The organism is Advenella mandrilli (assembly GCF_016595155.1).
In the GTDB taxonomy this organism is placed as follows: Bacteria; Pseudomonadota; Gammaproteobacteria; order Burkholderiales; family Burkholderiaceae_B; genus Advenella; species Advenella mandrilli.
In genome coordinates this window covers 150085-167011 of the sequence record NZ_JAENGP010000010.1, presented here as the reverse complement: position 1 = coordinate 167011, position 16927 = coordinate 150085, and the positions used below count along the sequence as shown (strand labels likewise).

13 protein-coding genes and 1 pseudogene are annotated in these 16927 nt (G+C 44.9%); 3 read left to right on the top strand and 11 right to left on the bottom strand.

Annotated features, from left to right (window positions below):
• The coding region (gene tnpC, locus JHL22_RS10155; protein WP_200236778.1) for an IS66 family transposase at window positions 1-615 on the top strand (615 nt) is incomplete at its 5' end.
• A gap of 48 nt (window positions 616-663) precedes the next feature.
• Window positions 664-846: pseudogene (locus tag JHL22_RS10150) on the top strand (IS5-like element ISCARN85 family transposase); the annotation flags it as partial.
• Between the two features lie 150 nt (window positions 847-996).
• Here JHL22_RS10150 and JHL22_RS10145 read toward each other — a convergent pair.
• The 9 genes from JHL22_RS10145 to JHL22_RS10105 form a co-directional block, all read right to left on the bottom strand.
• Window positions 997-1458 carry a hypothetical protein gene (locus JHL22_RS10145; RefSeq protein ID WP_200236762.1) on the bottom strand — a complete coding sequence of 154 codons (462 nt, stop codon included), beginning with the start codon at window positions 1456-1458 and terminating at the stop codon, window positions 997-999.
• A gap of 55 nt (window positions 1459-1513) precedes the next feature.
• Window positions 1514-2185 carry a HEPN domain-containing protein gene (locus JHL22_RS10140; protein ID WP_200236759.1) on the bottom strand — a complete coding sequence of 224 codons (672 nt, stop codon included), beginning with the start codon at window positions 2183-2185 and terminating at the stop codon, window positions 1514-1516.
• Window positions 2186-2425: 240 nt separating this feature from the next.
• The gene (locus tag JHL22_RS10135) at window positions 2426-5524 is read right to left on the bottom strand and encodes an HsdR family type I site-specific deoxyribonuclease (protein WP_200236756.1); all 3099 of its coding nucleotides are present in this window, start codon (window positions 5522-5524) and stop codon (window positions 2426-2428) included.
• Window positions 5521-6540, bottom strand: coding sequence for a virulence RhuM family protein (locus tag JHL22_RS10130; protein WP_200236752.1), 1020 nt, complete (start codon window positions 6538-6540; stop codon window positions 5521-5523). The genes JHL22_RS10135 and JHL22_RS10130 overlap by 4 nt, the downstream gene beginning before the upstream one ends.
• Before the next feature lie 12 nt (window positions 6541-6552).
• Window positions 6553-7824, bottom strand: coding sequence for a restriction endonuclease subunit S (locus tag JHL22_RS10125; protein ID WP_200236749.1), 1272 nt, complete (start codon window positions 7822-7824; stop codon window positions 6553-6555).
• Between the two features lie 5 nt (window positions 7825-7829).
• Window positions 7830-9386 carry a type I restriction-modification system subunit M gene (locus JHL22_RS10120; RefSeq protein WP_200236746.1) on the bottom strand — a complete coding sequence of 519 codons (1557 nt, stop codon included), beginning with the start codon at window positions 9384-9386 and terminating at the stop codon, window positions 7830-7832.
• A gap of 81 nt (window positions 9387-9467) precedes the next feature.
• Window positions 9468-11573, bottom strand: a complete 2106-nt coding sequence (locus tag JHL22_RS10115) for a DUF262 and DUF1524 domain-containing protein (RefSeq protein ID WP_200236741.1) — start codon at window positions 11571-11573, stop codon at window positions 9468-9470.
• Window positions 11574-12176: 603 nt separating this feature from the next.
• A complete protein-coding gene (locus JHL22_RS10110) occupies window positions 12177-12734 on the bottom strand; it encodes a hypothetical protein (RefSeq protein ID WP_200236738.1) in 558 nt (185 codons plus the stop codon).
• A gap of 106 nt (window positions 12735-12840) precedes the next feature.
• Entirely contained in the window at window positions 12841-13215 is a 375-nt protein-coding gene (locus JHL22_RS10105; protein ID WP_200236734.1) for a hypothetical protein, read from the bottom strand.
• A 664-nt stretch (window positions 13216-13879) separates the two neighbouring features.
• Here JHL22_RS10105 and JHL22_RS10100 point away from each other — a divergent pair.
• Window positions 13880-14329, top strand: coding sequence for a hypothetical protein (locus JHL22_RS10100; RefSeq protein ID WP_200236731.1), 450 nt, complete (start codon window positions 13880-13882; stop codon window positions 14327-14329).
• A 119-nt stretch (window positions 14330-14448) separates the two neighbouring features.
• Here JHL22_RS10100 and JHL22_RS10095 read toward each other — a convergent pair whose 3' ends face one another.
• Both JHL22_RS10095 and JHL22_RS10090 read right to left on the bottom strand, forming a co-directional pair.
• Complete coding sequence (locus JHL22_RS10095; protein ID WP_200236728.1) at window positions 14449-15621, bottom strand: FliC/FljB family flagellin; 1173 nt, start codon at window positions 15619-15621, stop codon at window positions 14449-14451.
• Window positions 15622-15765: 144 nt separating this feature from the next.
• Window positions 15766-16524, bottom strand: a complete 759-nt coding sequence (locus tag JHL22_RS10090) for an RNA polymerase sigma factor FliA (protein ID WP_200236725.1) — start codon at window positions 16522-16524, stop codon at window positions 15766-15768.
• Between the last annotated feature and the right edge of the window lie 403 nt (window positions 16525-16927).

Genomic DNA, 16927 nt, shown 5'->3' with positions numbered 1-16927 from the left:
GGTATTTTACAGGCCGATGCCTATGCTGGTTACAACGAGGTATACCGAACCGGCAAGGTTATTCAAGCGGGTTGTTGGGCCCATGCCCGACGCAAGTTCCATGATATTCATGTCCATCGGCCCTCTGATATTACCCATCATGTGCTCACTCAAATTGGCCGTTTATATGAGATTGAGGCCGGCATCCGGGGCAGTCCACCACAAACTCGTCAGGCCGAGCGCCAGGACAAGTCATTGCCAATTGTGCTTGCCTTGCATGAGTGGTTCATGCAGCAGTTACCGACTCTGTCACGTAAATCCGTAACGACCGATGCCATCCAGTATGCCCTTAACCAGTGGCAGGCCTTGACACGCTATCTGGATGACGGGGAAATTGAAATCGATAATAATGCGGCAGAACGGGCATTACGTGGCGTGTCTGTTGGACGCAAGAATTACTTATTCCTGGGTTCGGATGCGGGTGGTGAACGGGCGGCAACGCTTTACAGTTTGCTTGGCACAGCCAAACTGAACGGTATCAATCCCGAGGCGTACCTGCGTCATGTGCTGTCGGTGATTGCCGACTATCCGGTTAATCGCGTCGACGAGTTATTGCCTTGGCGAGTGCAGCTGTAAAAACAAGTTTTAAGCTGTCAATACGGTATGGGGCGGAGCATTACGTCCTCCAGGCGGTTGGATCCATGGGAGTATGACCGCGCGATGTATCGACGGCGAAACGAGGTGGAGCGATTGTTTCGTCGCCTCAAAGGCTACCGAAGAATCTTCTCCCGCTTTGAGAAGCTCGATCTCATGTTCATTGGATTCGTCAATTTCGTACTCGTGATGGACGGACTGCGTTTGTGTTAACACGCCTTAGACGGTTTAAGCCCCGTACAATATCGACTTAAGAATGCAGTATCGAGAGTCTAAGTTTTGGGGCGCAGTTCAAAGGATCGTGGACACGTATATTCTCGCTTAATCGCGTGTTTGAAAAGGTGGTTTTACCGGAGGCTTACCTTAATTCGATGAATAAGTCTCTGCTATTTCCTGCAAATCCGAATGAATAGCAGTGCCATCCAAACATGAAATATTTGCGATTGATTTACCATTCTTTTCAACGTAAACACCTCTGGAAATTTCAACCTGTACCTCATCTCCGGAATAATCTCTTGCTATAGTCTCGTAAACGGTATATGAATACTCACCATTCTGGAAAGTAACACCGTAAGGCATATCCTTACCAATGCCTTTCCAGGCATAAGATGTAAGTTGACTTTCATGTCGGGTAAGGGAAATATCCGGTTTGAGATTTATTTTCCCAAAGGAATAAGTAAATTTATCACCGTTTTTGACAATTTTTATTTCTTTCTTGTTTTTTGTGAAGCAGTTGAAAACAATCTCGTTATTGTTTGCATTGGCGGCCGATGCGGAAAATAGCAATGCGAACAAGGTAATGCTTTTTAAAAATGGTTTTCTCATGATAACTACCCTCTGAGTTTTTCGTATGTTAGCTTGAAACCGTTACTGCTATTTATTAATCTTCCCGAATATAAGGATAAAACGGTTTACCCCAATCATGACTGTTTGCATTGGCCATCGTTAACTTTAAAAAAAGCGGTATAAGATCGCTTAGCAACAGGCAAGCATCTTTCAATTGCTTACGATTGGCTGAGCTGTTGTAGGTTGAACCGCCATGCACCAGTTGATTTCTTAATGTGTACAAACGGTCAAAAATAACATACAAAATTGACTCAACATCTTCCACGCGTCTTAAAGCATTATTGGCTTTGGTTTTTGCATCAAGCGCAATTTCTTTCCATGCAGTCTCAGAAATAAGTCCATTATGAAAGTCCCAAAACGCCTGCAAAGTATAAGGGCTATCCAGAAGCATACGAATATGACTGGAATAGGTTTCCCAGACCAGTTGATAAATTTGGCGTTCTTTATCAAACAGACAAATTTCATTAATAAAATTCCTGAACTCTGCTCTGTCAGCGACAGATTGATGAAATTTCAAATCTTTTGCATACGCTGCATTAAATGAAATCCACAAGGAAATGAATTGAATATCCAGATCATCTGGTTCTGCCACCGCTTTTTTCAACCAGCTTAAACTGCGATGTATGCGCAGCCGAAAAAACTCGGGATAAGCATCCCGTTCTTTTCTGTAAAACTCGTATAGGTTTTCAAATGCTTCTAGATTCAATGGTTTTCCTTGTTTGGTTGCTGTTTATTTATTTTATTTTAATGATAAACCGATTCAGAGCAGGCTTCCAGTTTCTTTTTGCCCATATGAACTATCCTTTACCCGTAACGCTCCGCCCCATAACGTATTGACAGATTGAAGCTTGTTTTAACAACAGCACTCGCCAGTGCAACAATTCGTCCATCCAATCAACCGGATAGTCGACAATTACCGACAGCACATGGCGTAAACATCAATAAACTACAAAGCCCCTCCCACGCCTTTAAACTTCTCAACAAACCCAGCAATTTTCTGGAATACGCTTTGCTTTTTGCTCAGATACTGTGGATTCAAGGGGCTCATCTTCGGCAGGATCTCATTAAGCTCAGTCCCGTTTTCACTGGCATATTCGCGTTTTAATGAAGAAGCAATGTATCTTTTGGCTGCGTCCTCATTCAGGCTCTCGCTGTGAATCAACGCTTGTGCCTCACGTTGCTGTTCTACCTGGGCAAAGGTGAAAAAAGTTTCAATGAGATTCTCTTTCTTATTGACCTTATCCAGATCGGTTTGATTGATAAAATCAACAATCAGGCTTTCCTTGGCCCGGTTACCCAAGCTGGCGCGAATCAATCGGCGTACTTCGTCAATCAATTCGGCTTTGCTCCTGTTTTTCTTGTTGTTTTCAAAAATCAGCTCAAGAATGTAATCAAGGTTGATTTCCTGTGATTTCAGCAAATCTATTTCAAAGACCACATCATCCCAATCCAGCGTGGACTGGTCTTGTTCGCTGGCGGCTTTTTGCTGACGCAGCCAGTCGCGGATATCATTATACGTAGAGCGGTAATCCTGGAGTTTTCGATCAGCGGGTATCTGGATCGCTTGCAGGGCAGTCAGATCGTCATCATTCAAATAATGCGCTGCCTTGAAAGCCTCAACCGCTTCAGGGTCGCTCATGTCGACATTCTGCAGCGCTTTCAGGCTGGCAAACTCATCATAGTTTTGCAAAATATTTTCTACCCGCAAATATTCGCCAAACAGCTTTGCAAAATCTTTTTTGTCTTTTTCCAGAAAAATCTCGTCCGGCTTGGGAAAACGTGTTTCCAATTCGGCCACGATCTCCACAAACCCGCGCCTGGCCTCACCGGTGATAAGATCAGTAAAGCCTTCCATGTATTCCTGGTAGCTCTTTTCCAGCACCACATTTTTGGTGTTTTTGTCACCAAACAAGGTAATGGCATCAATAGTGGCCTGTTCCAAGTCCCGGAAGGTCACGATGTTGCCAAAGGTTTTGGTGGCATCATAAATACGGTTCGTACGTGAATAGGCTTGAATCAGCCCGTGGTAGCGCAGGTTTTTATCCACAAACAGGGTATTGAGTGCCGGTGCATCAAAGCCGGTCAGGAACATGCCCACCACAATCAATAAATCAACTTCCTGCGCTTTGACCCGTTTGGCCAAATCGCGGTAGTAGTTTTGAAAACCATTGCTATCAACGCTGAAACTGGTTTTAAAGAACCCATTGTAATCGGCAATGGCTGCGCTTAAAAACTCTTTGGCACTGCTATTCATGGCAGAAACCTCAAAGCTTTCATCCGGAATATCGCCCACCGCATCCTGCTCTTCATTGGCGGCAAAGGAAAAAATGGTCGCTATTTTTAGTGGTTTGTCATTATCCTGTTGCAGTTGATTCAGCGTCTCATAATACAGCTTGGCCGCATCCACACTACTTACCGCAAACATGGCATTGAAACCCTTGCCTCCCGCTTTCAGTCGATGGGTTTTCTGGCGGAAGTTATTCAGAACATACTGCGAAATTTCGCGGATACGCTCCGGATGCAGCAGGGCTTGTTTGTTTTCAGCGGCACTGAGCTTTTTCTCATCCTGCTCGGTTTCTATCGCCTTGAATTGCGGGCGCACATCGTTGTAGTCCACCTTGAACTTGAGCACTTTTTCATCGCGAATCGCATCGGTAATCACATAGGAATGCAACTCACGACCAAATACGCTGCTGGTGGTTTCGGCCCCCAGGGCATTTTGCGGGAAAATAGGTGTGCCGGTAAACCCAAATTGATAAAACTTCTTGAACTTCTTCTTCAGGTTTTTCTGCGCTTCCCCGAACTGGCTACGATGGCATTCATCAAAAATAAATACCACCTGCTTGTTGTAGATGGGCAGGTCGCCTTCGCTTTTCATCAGGTTATTCAGCTTCTGGATGGTGGTGACGATGATTTTGTTGTCGTCTTGTTCCAGATTGCGCTTTAACCCTGCCGTGCTGTCGGAACCGTTGACACTATCAGGAGAAAACCGCTGATATTCCCTCATGGTCTGGAAGTCAAGATCTTTCCTGTCCACCACAAAGAAAACCTTGTCGATAAATTCCAGCCCGGTCGCCAGGCGTGCCGCCTTGAAACTGGTTAACGTCTTGCCTGAACCGGTGGTGTGCCAGATAAAACCGCCACTTTCCGGCTTGCTCCAGTTTTTAGTCGCATGGGAACTGTTGATTTTCCACAAAATCCGCTCGGTCGCGGCAATCTGATACGGGCGCATCACCAGCAGGGTCTTGCTGGTATCAAACACTGAATAATGCAGCAACACATTCAGCAGGGTATTTTTCTGGCAGAACGTAGCGGTAAAATCTTTCAGGTCCCTAATCAGGCCGTTATCCGATTTGGCCCAATGCATGGTGAAATCAAAGCTGTTTTTATCGCGTTGGGTGGTATTGGCAAAATAACGGGTATCGGTGCCGTTGGAAATAATAAACAGTTGCAAATACTTGTATAGCGAATGCTCACTGTTAAAACTCTCTTTGCTGTAACGATGCACCTGGTTAAAAGCCTCGCGAATCGCCACACCGCGTTTTTTAAGCTCCACCTGCACCAGTGGCAAGCCATTAACCAGAATCGTGACATCGTAGCGGTTGGCATGAGAACCGGTTTGCTCAAACTGCTTGATGACCTGCACCTTGTTGCGGGCAATGTTCTTCTTATCCAGCAGGTAGATGTTCTGGATACGGCCATCATCAAACACAAAATCGTGGATATAGTCATCGTGAATCTTGCGTGTCTTTTCCACCATGCCATCGCTGGGCTTGTCCAAATACGTTTCCACAAAGCGCAGCCACTCGCCATTGCCAAACTGCACGTTATTCAGGACTTGCAGTTGCGTGCGTATATTGGCCAGCATGGCTTCAGGGTTGTTCAGACCAGGCAGGTACTCGTAACCCTGATTGACCAAATCCTGAATCAGCTCCCGCTCCAGCTCGCCTTCAGTCTGGTAACTTTCAGCGACACTCCATTCCTTGATGTATTTATCAAGGACGATAAAGTTATTGGTCTCTGCGATGGGATTGTAAGCGTTCATTCCTTTATGTCCTTTTTCTGCAGCAGTTTTTTCACAGTACGGTCAAAATCCGACTCAATGCGTTGCAGTTTGTTGAATTTTTCATACTCGGCAAAGGCTTTTTGCTCCGCTTGCTGGCGGGTAACTTTGCCGTACCCTTCCAGAATCCGGTATTCGTTGAAGGACAGAAATTTGTCAACGCTTTCCGAAAAGCTTTCCATTGTGAGCGTAGTGTGCCGCTCAATAACGCCTTCAATATAATCAAAAAAAGCAGATACCGTACGCTCCAGTTTTTTAATATCTGTTTCGCTTAAATAGTTTTTTGCCGAAATGGTATCTGATTTTAATACACGGCCAGCAGGGGCATTTTTATACGTACTCATGCCCATTAACGGTTTACTGGCATCCGCCTTTAGTGAAATGATTTCAGCGGCTGTATGGCCTGTAATGGCAAAGTGAAACTTATCCTGCACATGGGCATAAAACCGGCGGGTGGTTTGAGAGTTTGGGTCATAGTCAATACTGCACTCGGCAAAAATATCGGTAATTTGCTGATAAATGCGCCGCTCACTGGCGCGGATAGAACGTACCCGCTCCAGCAGCTCTCTAAAATAATCCTTGCCGAAATAACGGCCATTTTTCAGGCGCTCATCATCCATGGCAAAGCCTTTGATGATGTACTCTTTTATAAGCTGAGTTGCCCAGATTCGGAATTGGGTTGCCTGAGCCGAGTTAACCCGATAGCCGACGGAAATCACTGCGTCAAGGTTGTAGTACTGTGTTTGGTATTTTTTACCATCCTCGGCAGTTGTTTCCAAAATGGAAATAACTGAATCTGGCTCCAACTCATTGCTCGCAAAGATATTTTTAAGGTGCTTGGAAATGGCCGGTATACCTACGCCAAATAGCTCCGCCATGCGTTTCTGCGTCATCCAGATGGTTTCATTGCTAAGCAGCACTTCCACTTTTATCTCGCCATTGGGTGCCGTGTAGAGCAGGAATTCCGTGGTTTGGTCTTGCAGGCTTAGGTTATACATCGGTCTCGTTCCTTATGCCAAAGCAGTTGCTCGCGCTTCTGTTTTGGGAAAGCTCAATAGCTGGTCGCGATAATATTCATATTGTTTTTGGCGCAGTTCGATTTCACGGGGCAAGCCCTCAGTTATGGAGTTGGTTAAGTCTTCGAATTTGTTCAGAATGGAAACAATATGTTCTTGATCGCCGAGGGATGGAAATGGCAGTCGTATGTTTTCAAAGGTTGCAAGGTTTATATTCTCCTGAGCGCTGCCTGTGCTTTTTGATTGCAGCTTCGACTTGAAAGAAGATAAAAGATACTCTACGTAATTTGAATTTGTTTTTTCAGGATTGGCAATAAAGCCTATAACACTGTCAGGAAAACATGCATCAAAGCCAAGAATAGTTGTTTCTGCGATATTGGCTGCTATTGTTATGCAAAGTGTCCCTTTAGGCCATAGTTTGCTTTGGGCTAATCCAAATTGGCTATATGTTTGTGCGTATTGTGTGATGACATGAGCAGCATTTCTAATATCACCAGTTTGGATAAAGGGAATATCTCCACCGTATAACTTTGGATCGTTTCTTGGGCGATGTTTTGATTTTCCTCGCCCAAATTCTAAGGCTACTTCCTTCAGTGTTTTCCATTCCACTTCCTTATTGTCAAAACTCAACAACTTGTCGCGGTAGTAGTTGTATTGTTTTTTGCGGGCGGTCAGCTCGGCGGTCAGCTCGGCGGTCAGCTCGGTGAAGGCGTCGAGAATGCGAACGATTTCGGCTTGGATTTCAAGCGATTTTTTTGGGTTTTCTGGGCAGGGGATAGGGATTTGGAGTTTTTTAAGTTCACTCATTGGCAAACTGACTACTGGTGAACCAACGACTTTTTTACTGTATTCTTTAACTATTTCTTGCGAATTTAATAAGTGAGCAAGGTATCTCGAATCAATTACTTTATGGAAGGGTTTTATTACATAAACCCCTTCTTTGATATTCCAATTTTCTGGTGTTTTATAAATCACTGCAGTTCTGCCAACAGTACCTGTACCTGAAAATAAAATATCCCCCTTCTCTAAATTGGAGCGGTTATTAATAAGTTCTAAAGCTGTTTTATTAATTCTGTCTGTTTTATCTAGGAATACCACATTTCCATTTTGAATTTCACGAACTGTCACATAATAATTTTCTGCATCAGATGTATTAAGTTGGAAATTTTGACGAGGATTTAAACCAGTTTTTAAAGATTTTATTACATCATCTAATACTTTCCACTCCACCACAACGCCATCCAGCAGCTTTTCCATAAAACTCATGCTACTCATCCTTCCAACTCCTCGCTTTCAATCTCAGCCACAATCGCATCAATATCCTTGCGCAGCTTGTCAATTTTAGCGACAGTGGTTTTAAGCTCGGCGTTAAGCTGGGCAATATCCACTACTTCGCGGGTATCTTTGGCTTCCACGTAGCTGCTGACGGACAGGTTGTAATCGTTGGCAGCGATGTCATCAAAAGGAACTGACTTGGCAAAGTGCTCAATATTCGCTTTGCTGTCAAATGCCAGCATAATTTGTTCGATGTGCGCATCAGTGAGAATATTATTGTTAGTTTCTTTTTTGAACAGGCTACTTGCATCAATAAATTGGGTGGTGGTGTCGGCTTTATGCTTGGACAGGACCAGAATAGTCACCGCAATGCTGGTACCAAAAAACAGATTAGGGGCCAGTGAAATAACGGTTTCCACGTAATTGTTATCCACAAGGTATTGGCGGATTTTTTGCTCGGCGCCGCCACGATAAAAAATACCGGGAAAGCAGACAATGGCCGCCCGGCCTTTGCTGGACAGGTAACTGAGCGCGTGCAGCACAAAGGCAAAATCGGCCTTCGACTTGGGCGCAAGCACACCTGCCGGGGCAAAGCGGTCATCGTTGATCAGGGTGGGGTCATCAGCACCCACCCATTTCACTGAATACGGTGGATTGGAAACAATCGCATCAAAAGGCTTGTCGTCGCCAAAATGCGGGTTAAGCAGGGTATCACCCAGCTCAACATTGAACTTGTCGTAGTTGATATTGTGCAGGAACATATTCATGCGGGCCAGGTTATAAGTGGTATGGTTGATTTCCTGGCCAAAGAATCCGTCTTCGATGATGTGTTCCTCAAATTGTTTTTTGGCTTGCAACAGCAACGAACCCGAGCCACACGCCGGGTCATAAATTTTGTTGACGCTGGTTTGCTTGTGCATGGCCAGTTGCGCAATCAGTTTGGATACGTGTTGCGGGGTAAAAAATTCCCCGCCCGATTTGCCGGCATTGGCGGCATAATTCGAGATAAGAAACTCGTAGGCATCACCAAACAAATCAATCTGGCTGTCTTTAAAATGGCCAAAGTTCAGTTCTGCCACGCCCTTTAGCACGGCGGCCAGGCGTTTGTTTTTATCGCTTACCGTATTACCCAGGCGGTTGCTGGTGGTGTCAAAGTCTGCGAACAGGCCTTTTATGTCAGATTCTGAAGTGTAACCATTGGCCGAGTTTTCAATTGCACTGAAAATATTGGCCAGATCAGTGTTTAAGCTTTCATTGGTGTGCGCGTTTTTAACGACCTTTTCAAATAACTGGCTGGGGTAAATGAAGTAGCCTTTGGTTTTAATCGCATCGTCTTTGATTTCAGGGGTGATGACCGTATCCGGCATGTCAGCGTAGTGGATGCTGTCGTCACCCGCTTCAATATAGCTGGCAAAGTTTTCACTGATAAAGCGGTAAAACAGCGCACCCAGTACATATTGCTTGAAGTCCCAGCCATCGACGGAACCACGTACATCGTTGGCGATTTGCCAGATCCGGCGTTGAAGTTCAGCACGTTGTTGTGCACTTGTCATTTTCTATCTTTCCTGATTGTTTGTTTGTCAGAGTCTTTTCGCCTTGATACGAAAAGACTGAAATTCTTTCTGGGACCAAGATTAACTTTGCTCTGCTTCTATTTGCCGCTCAAAGGCTTGGGCCACCAATGCCATGACGTGGGGAATATCGTCCAGGTTATCAAGCCCAACCTCAACATCACCGTTACCCCAACGCCCTAAATTGGTGACATCTTTGCAAAGTCCTCTTGGGTCATCAATCTCAGTAAAAGGCATGTTAAGCGATAATCGTAACCTTTTGGCTTGAGGAACCACATCAACAAAATTGGTCTCTGCCTTGAATGCCACGTAGAGCTTTTTCACTTCTTCTGTCACGCAAGGATCAAGTTCCAGAACGGACTTACGAAAGACCTGGTATAGTTCTGCCATTTTTCCGGTCAACAAATAGGGATGGTCTGCCAGGCTATATTCAGTGGTCGGATCAACTTGAGGCTTATAAGCCTCGATAATATCAGCAGTTAACTCAACCTTGCTCCAGATAAGAGTGGCTTTATCAGCCAATTTTTTGGCGCGCCTCTGAATAGCTGCCTCATTCCACTGTTTTTCAGCAACAATCCCTTCGTTCATCTTTAATGGACTGAATTTGAATCCGTATGGGTGGTTACATTTTTCTTGAAATGCATTATTGCTGTACTCTGAATTGTAGGCCGTTAAAGTCAAGTTACCTAGCGTATGGCGATATGTTTCCCAAACACGCTCCCACTCATCACCCAATTCAATACGCCAGACTTCGGGAAGCTTTTCTGCTTTATTGTCGGCCTGCGGCATAATATGCTCAATGGTGTAGTCATCAACCAGAACCCGCTCTTTTCGGCCAAAATTTTCCATCCGCCTTAACCAATAACTTTTACTGCGAAAGTTATAAACGTCTTTGGTTTGAATTTTTCGATGAAACTCATCATCACCAGGAAAACGCCGATAAGATGGCAACAATAGGAAAGAAGCCATGAGACTTTCGAGGTAGCGATCTTTCCTCAGACCAATTCCCATACGAGCAAAGGTTTTATTCATTGAGTTTGTAGGAATCTCGCAGATCGTACGCCTAAACACATAACTTTCAATAATGCGCACAGCTGATAAAAACTCGTCATGAGTCAAAAGACCTTGTGAAAAATCCGAGTAAAGCTCCAGCAGCAAAGGGTAGGCAACATCAACTTTAAGTTCTCTTAAGTCCTTAAAGGCCAGTTTTAAATCTTCATCTTTTTCCTTACCTAAGACAAAGTTACAGAAATACATAGCGTGATTTTTGATGTCTTTGACCAGTTCCTCAAAGCCTTTATTTACCACGGCAGGTTGCATTGAATACTCTTTGAACATTTCATACACTTCACCAATTTTAGGAATTTCACGAGTTTTGACCGTCAGGTAATGGCGCATAAAACTATCAAAATAATCACTATAGGCTTGCTGTCCAAACGCCAACTCCATGGGTCGCCAATATTGTTCGTATAAATGGGTCTGATGCGTTGGCTCTAACCCCATAAGAATGTAATTACGGATTAAATCGGCTTGGCTTAACTCTTTACCCGTAGAGTTCATGCTTTCAAATATCAACTGCGGGTTGTCCTGTTCCCGATCCAGAGAAATATCAACCACCATCAATTTTGCCAGGCCTTTACAGATCGGCTTCAGGTCACCCAGCTTTTCTAACTTGGATTTGAAAAACTCAAAATTTTCAACTACTCGAATCGACTTGTCATCGGGTTGTTGATTTCCATGGATGATTGCTTTAAGTGATTTATCATCTGTTTGAGATAAAATCAATTTATGGAATTTTTCACCACTTTCCAAAGGGTTCGTTAAATAATAACCTTTTAATTTAGCACGACTAAAATCTTCAATAGGTTCTTGATCACCTATCACTTCTGTGAGTGCGGCAATAAGAAGGGTAATGGTTGTTATACGTTGCTGGCCATCAATAAGCAATAACGGCGTTTGATCAGACACTGAGTACAAGCCTTTCTCAACATAAACGACGGACCCTATAAAGTGCGCCTTGATATTATCGTTATAACCACTGCGAAGAACGTCATCCCACAATTGTTGGCACTCTTTTTCTTTCCATGAATAAGTTCGCTGATAAATAGGAATAACAAACTGAGGTGTGTTTTTTAAAAACTCCAAGAGTCTTGCTTCTTTGGCTTTCATGTAATATCAAGTTCCATCTAGTGCGAATAAGCGATATTGCCTTTTCCAATATCGCCCCGGATTGGGTGTTGGCGCCCTGTACTGCTTTACCATATAGAAAACGGCGCCTGACTTGCCCAACGTCATTAAAATAATGTAACTTTTTATGACAAATAAAGCAATGAAGAAGCCGCTATTAATCTAAATAACCAATTCAATCCGTAAACTTACCCTCATCGCATCTGCAAACTCACTAATTTCTATTCTGCTTATGCATTCCTTTGCAAATGCCTTAATTCGATGAATAAGTCTCTGCTATTTCCTGCAAATCCGAATGAATAGCAGTGCCATCCAACAGTTTTTCGATAAAACCCATCTTATGCGGGCTGGAATGGATACCTTGCTAAGTCGCGTGGTGATGGTTTTTGGTAACGCCTTGTGCTGTCGGTGATTACCAATACTGATGCCCAAAGCTGGCTAAGCCTTCAAGCTCATTATGATACCGAATTGGCCAGAGAAGCCCTTTACGATACGCTGGCTCATATCCAGCCTTTTAAGGGCAATCTTTACAGCACAACGTGATTAACTAATGGTGCCTGCGCAATCTTGAACTGATGCGGCTGACTACAGGTTCTTCCAACCCTGCTCTGTTTGCTTGAACCTCAATTTGAGGTTGTAATCCAGCGTGTCACCCGTCTTCAGATCCTTATGGAAAACACTTGATTTCTCGGCAAGATAATTCACACAATCCAGAAAAGCAATATTCACATATTGCGCTTCATACTTGCTGCGGGCCAGTTCCATCTTTGCCGGCTCGGGATTGGTCTTGAGGTATTCCTTATACTCATCCAACGCCTCGGTACCTTGAAATCCTTTCATCATGGCGCTCAGGCCCATTGTAATCTGCCCCATGGTCGTATCATTGTATTCCGCCACGGTAGGTTCAACACAATCAGCTACTATCGCATAGTATGGTTGCCTGGCCTTCACCTTGTAAGTCACCTCTACCCAATAGTCTTCGCCATCTTTCCAGCCGTTCAGTCTGTCAAAGTTGGTAACATCGAAATTAGAGCTGAACTCCCAAGAGTTACCAGCCCATAGCTGTTTAAGAGCGACCTCCACATCCTTATCTGAGGGCGCCTTGCTCGTGCAGCCCATCAACAAACCACCCATGGCCAGCAAGACATAAATTTTCCACCTCGTCACTCGCACGTGTTTATCCCCTATCGCGTATATATCGTTCAAAAGCAGGCAGTTTACAATAAGCATCCAGCGAAGTCATATTGAATCATTTTGTTGGCGTTTTCCATATATAGCAACAATAACCGACAGGCAGGCAAACAACCACCCACCCTGTACCATTCACATAGGGTTGGTCACTCGTTGATATTTTATTGGTGCGGCTTGAATCAACGGTAACAATATTTTGTGCGCCACCCGTTTTAATAGTTACGTTGGCCTTAAAGTAGGCATATTTATCACTACCCAGGTTTTCTTCAACATAGTAATAGCCGCCCACATGTACCAATTTTAAATTGCTATTCCCTAGTTCGTCATTACCATCCAGCGTTAAACTGTAGTCCGCCGTAGACAAAGGCACAGCCGGTGCGTAATTAACCTGCTGCAAAGTGCCGCCACCCATATCGGCTTTTGCAACCCGCATATCAGATTTTGCCTGAGCTGTAATCTTGTGCTGATCTCCGTGTATGGTTAGCTCTGCTTCAAAATAATAAGTACCACCATTATATTGATGCTCAATCCAATATTTTCCAGCAGATCGAACCAGACGGGGCTAGGATAATGAAAGTGTATTACCCGAATCATCCAGACGAGAAGTAGTATTTCACTGTAGGAATTGGGTGTTGTGATGCGTGGTCATGTATGTCCTTTATTTGTGTTGTTATTCCCATTACGGGCGGACTGATGTGAGATATGTGGATTAGGTCAGTCATGTGATCAACATTCCTTCAATGAAGTGGTTAGAGGGAAATGTTGATTAAAAGGATTTTTGTCTTTTCTTTGGTGTTTTGCCTGTGTGTTGATTCCGTGTATGTGGTTCACTTCAGCATCTTCTTTACAGATATTTTGTGCATAGTTTAACCGAATACCCTGAACGACTGACCCCATGTTCCTGATCACAAAGTCGCCTGCAGCGTGAAATTGAGACCCTCATTGGCATATGCCGATGAGTGCGTAATGATGAGATGAGGCCATTCGGCATCACGGGTAAAAGCAGTAGGACACCAAGTGGCCGGGTATTTATCGAATCGCGTCGGAAAAACAGGCACCAAGGCTGCTGTTTGTCTCATATGTGTTATAGTTTTTTGATGAGCAAGCAGCTATCTCAGGAAGAGAAAACGCAACTGGTAAAAGCCGTCCATAGCGCCGTCAATCACTCCGACAAAAGGAAGCGAAAGACAATCACACAGGCATGCAAGGATTTGGGATTGGCGCGAAGTAATTACAATCGCTGGCTTGGCGCCGTGAAGAAGAATATCAAGGAGACTGGAGAAGCCGTCGTGCCATCACCAAAAAGCCGGGCACCGAAGAAGAACGGCATGGCGTTATCTGCTGACGTGAGGCAACGTATTGAAGATATGGCTCGATCTGGCCTGTATGCCAATCCGAGTCAGATTGGCAAGGCATTGAGGGAAGAAGGCATCAGCGTCAGCGATAACGCCGTGCGGAATAATCTGGAGACAGTTGGCCTCTATGGACATCGGACCGTCCAGGGAAGCGATGGAAAGCCGATCAAGAAGAAAGTGATTTTGCGATAAAGAGCTGGTGCTTCATCTACCGTAGCATCCCGAAAACGGAAAAACCGCCGATCCAGAAGGAAAGGCGGCTTCGTGTTCCACACGAGGACGGTTTCCCGTCCCCACTACTGCTATGTGAATTAACGCAGCAGCGACAGAACGCCTTGCGGTACTTGGTTGGCTTGTGCCAGAACCGAAGTGCCAGCCTGTTGCAGGATCTGAGCGCGAGTCATGTTGGAGACTTCGACTGCGTAGTCGGCGTCTTCAATGCGCGAACGAGCTGCGGACAGGTTGGTGATTGTGTTGCTCAAATTGGCAACCGTCGACTGGAAACGATTTTGGATTGCACCCAGATCGCTGCGTTGATTATCAACGGCCATCAGCGCATCATCGATGACCTTTAGTGCGTCGCTATTACCCGCAGCAACTTTTACTGATGTCGTGCCACCAACGACTGCGTTTGCTGGAACAGGGGCAGCAACAGCGGCCTCTTTGCTCGCTCCGGCCAGTTCGCCACCCACCACAGCCCGACCTTCAGCATCGAAGCTGAGTGCGTAAGCTGTCTCGGATCCAACGGCTCCGACGACGATAGCGTAACTATTACCATCGTCATAAGATACCGACCTCGCGGTGGTAGCATCCGTTAAACCGGCTTTTTCAGCAGCAAGATTTTGAGCATTAGTAAGCGAAACTGCGTTTGCCACTTCCGTTGTCGAACCGGAATTACTCAATACATCAAAGCCATGGATTTTGACATCACGGCTGTCTGTACCATAAGCGGGTGCACCAACTCCCGTTTCTTTATACAAGTTCCATGCGCCGTTTGCTTTAATAGAAATATCAATCCGCTCATTATCGTTCGCTCCAACCTGAATTCCAATAGTGGTGTCAGCGTCTTTTGAGAGAATTTTTGTGCCGTTGAAGTCTGTTTGCTCTGCAATACGATTAATTTCCTCCAAACGCTGGTTAACTTCTTGTTGAATGGAGTCGATGTCGGACGCGGAGTTCGATCCGTTCTGTGCTTGAACGGTCAGTTCGCGAACTCGCTGCAAATTGTTGTTAATTTCGTTCAGTGCACCTTCGGTCGTCTGCGCAATGGAGATACCATCGTTAGCATTACGAGCGGCTTGGGTCAAACCCTTAATATTAGACGTGAAGCGGTTAGCGATAGCTTGACCAGCAGCGTCGTCCTTGGCGCTGTTAATGCGTAAGCCTGAAGACAAACGCTCAATTGCAGAACCCAATGCATTTTGGGATTTTGTCAGGTTATTCTGGGAAACAAGAGCCAGATAGTTTGTATTAATTACAGACATGGAACACTCCAAAAAAATAAGATCACTTCAAGAAAAACCAAGTCATTTCACCTTTGTCTTGAAGGCTTACTACCGGTTTATGTTCTTATTAACGGCCTGTGTTTTTTTTTCTTTAATGTTTTTTAATCATTTTTTAATTTTTTATTAAAAATTCTCTGGCAACTGGTCCCAATACGCTTCTTTCAGCATGCTGCGCAATCTCAACACCGCCTGCGAGCGCAGTTGCGATACCCTGCCCTCGGTCAGCTCCAGCACGGCGGCTATTTCTTTCAGGTTCAAGGCTTGTTCAAATATCAAGGACAGCACCAGCTGCTCCCTTTCAGGCAGTTTGCCAATGCATTCAACCAGCGTATGTTTGAATTCTTCATTCAGCAGGCCCGCTAGCGGGTTGTATTCATCTGTACCCCCCATCAACCTGTCCAGCTGGTTGTTTTCCCGTTCACCTTCGTCGCTGTCAAACCTGAAATCTTCATAGTGCACCACATGCACCGTGCCCACGTCGTGCAGTTGTTCGCGGTAGGCTTCTACGGTAATCCCCAGTTCTTCGGCAATTTCTTCATCACCAGGTTCATAGCCCAGCTTTTTTTGGGCCTGGGCCATGGCTTTCTGGATTTTGCTGTTTTTGCTGCGCAGGGTGCGCGGCAGCCAGTCCTGGCGGCGCAGCTCGTCGGTAATGGCGCCCCTTATTCTAGTATTGGCGTAGCTGGTAAATTGCGCGGCACCGGTGTTTTCAAAACGCTGGGCAGCATCCAGCAGGCCAATCATGCCGGCCTGGATCAGGTCATCCAGTTCTATATTGGCGGGCAGCCGGGCCATCATTTTAAGGGCAATGCTACGCACCAGGGGTGCGTGTTCGCGCAATATCTGCTCTATAGAGGGTGTTGGTAACGTAGCCTTGCTCATGCACGATGAATATGGTTGGTATACATTTTGTCATTATTAACGATTTTGCTTGCATTCAATGGGCAGAACTAGGCCTGGTTTGGCGGGTAATTGGTGCTTTGCAAGCCGTGTTTATCTGTCATTATGTCTGGTAGTCATTGTGAATGATCAAGTTGTTTATGTTTATATTTAGCTGGCATGCATTTATGGCAGGCCTGTTATTTAGCGCTATTTAATGCGGGCCTTAAATTAAAGATTGGCAAAACCCAGCCGTTAAATCCTGTATAAACAGCTTTAAGGTTTTATTTTCTGTCTGTTTACCAAGCCGGCATCAGGTTTTTGTATATAGGCCAACATTGCGTTTTTTACATTGATGCCTTTTGCCTTTTCAGGAAATAACCCTCAACGATTAAGACAAAACTTA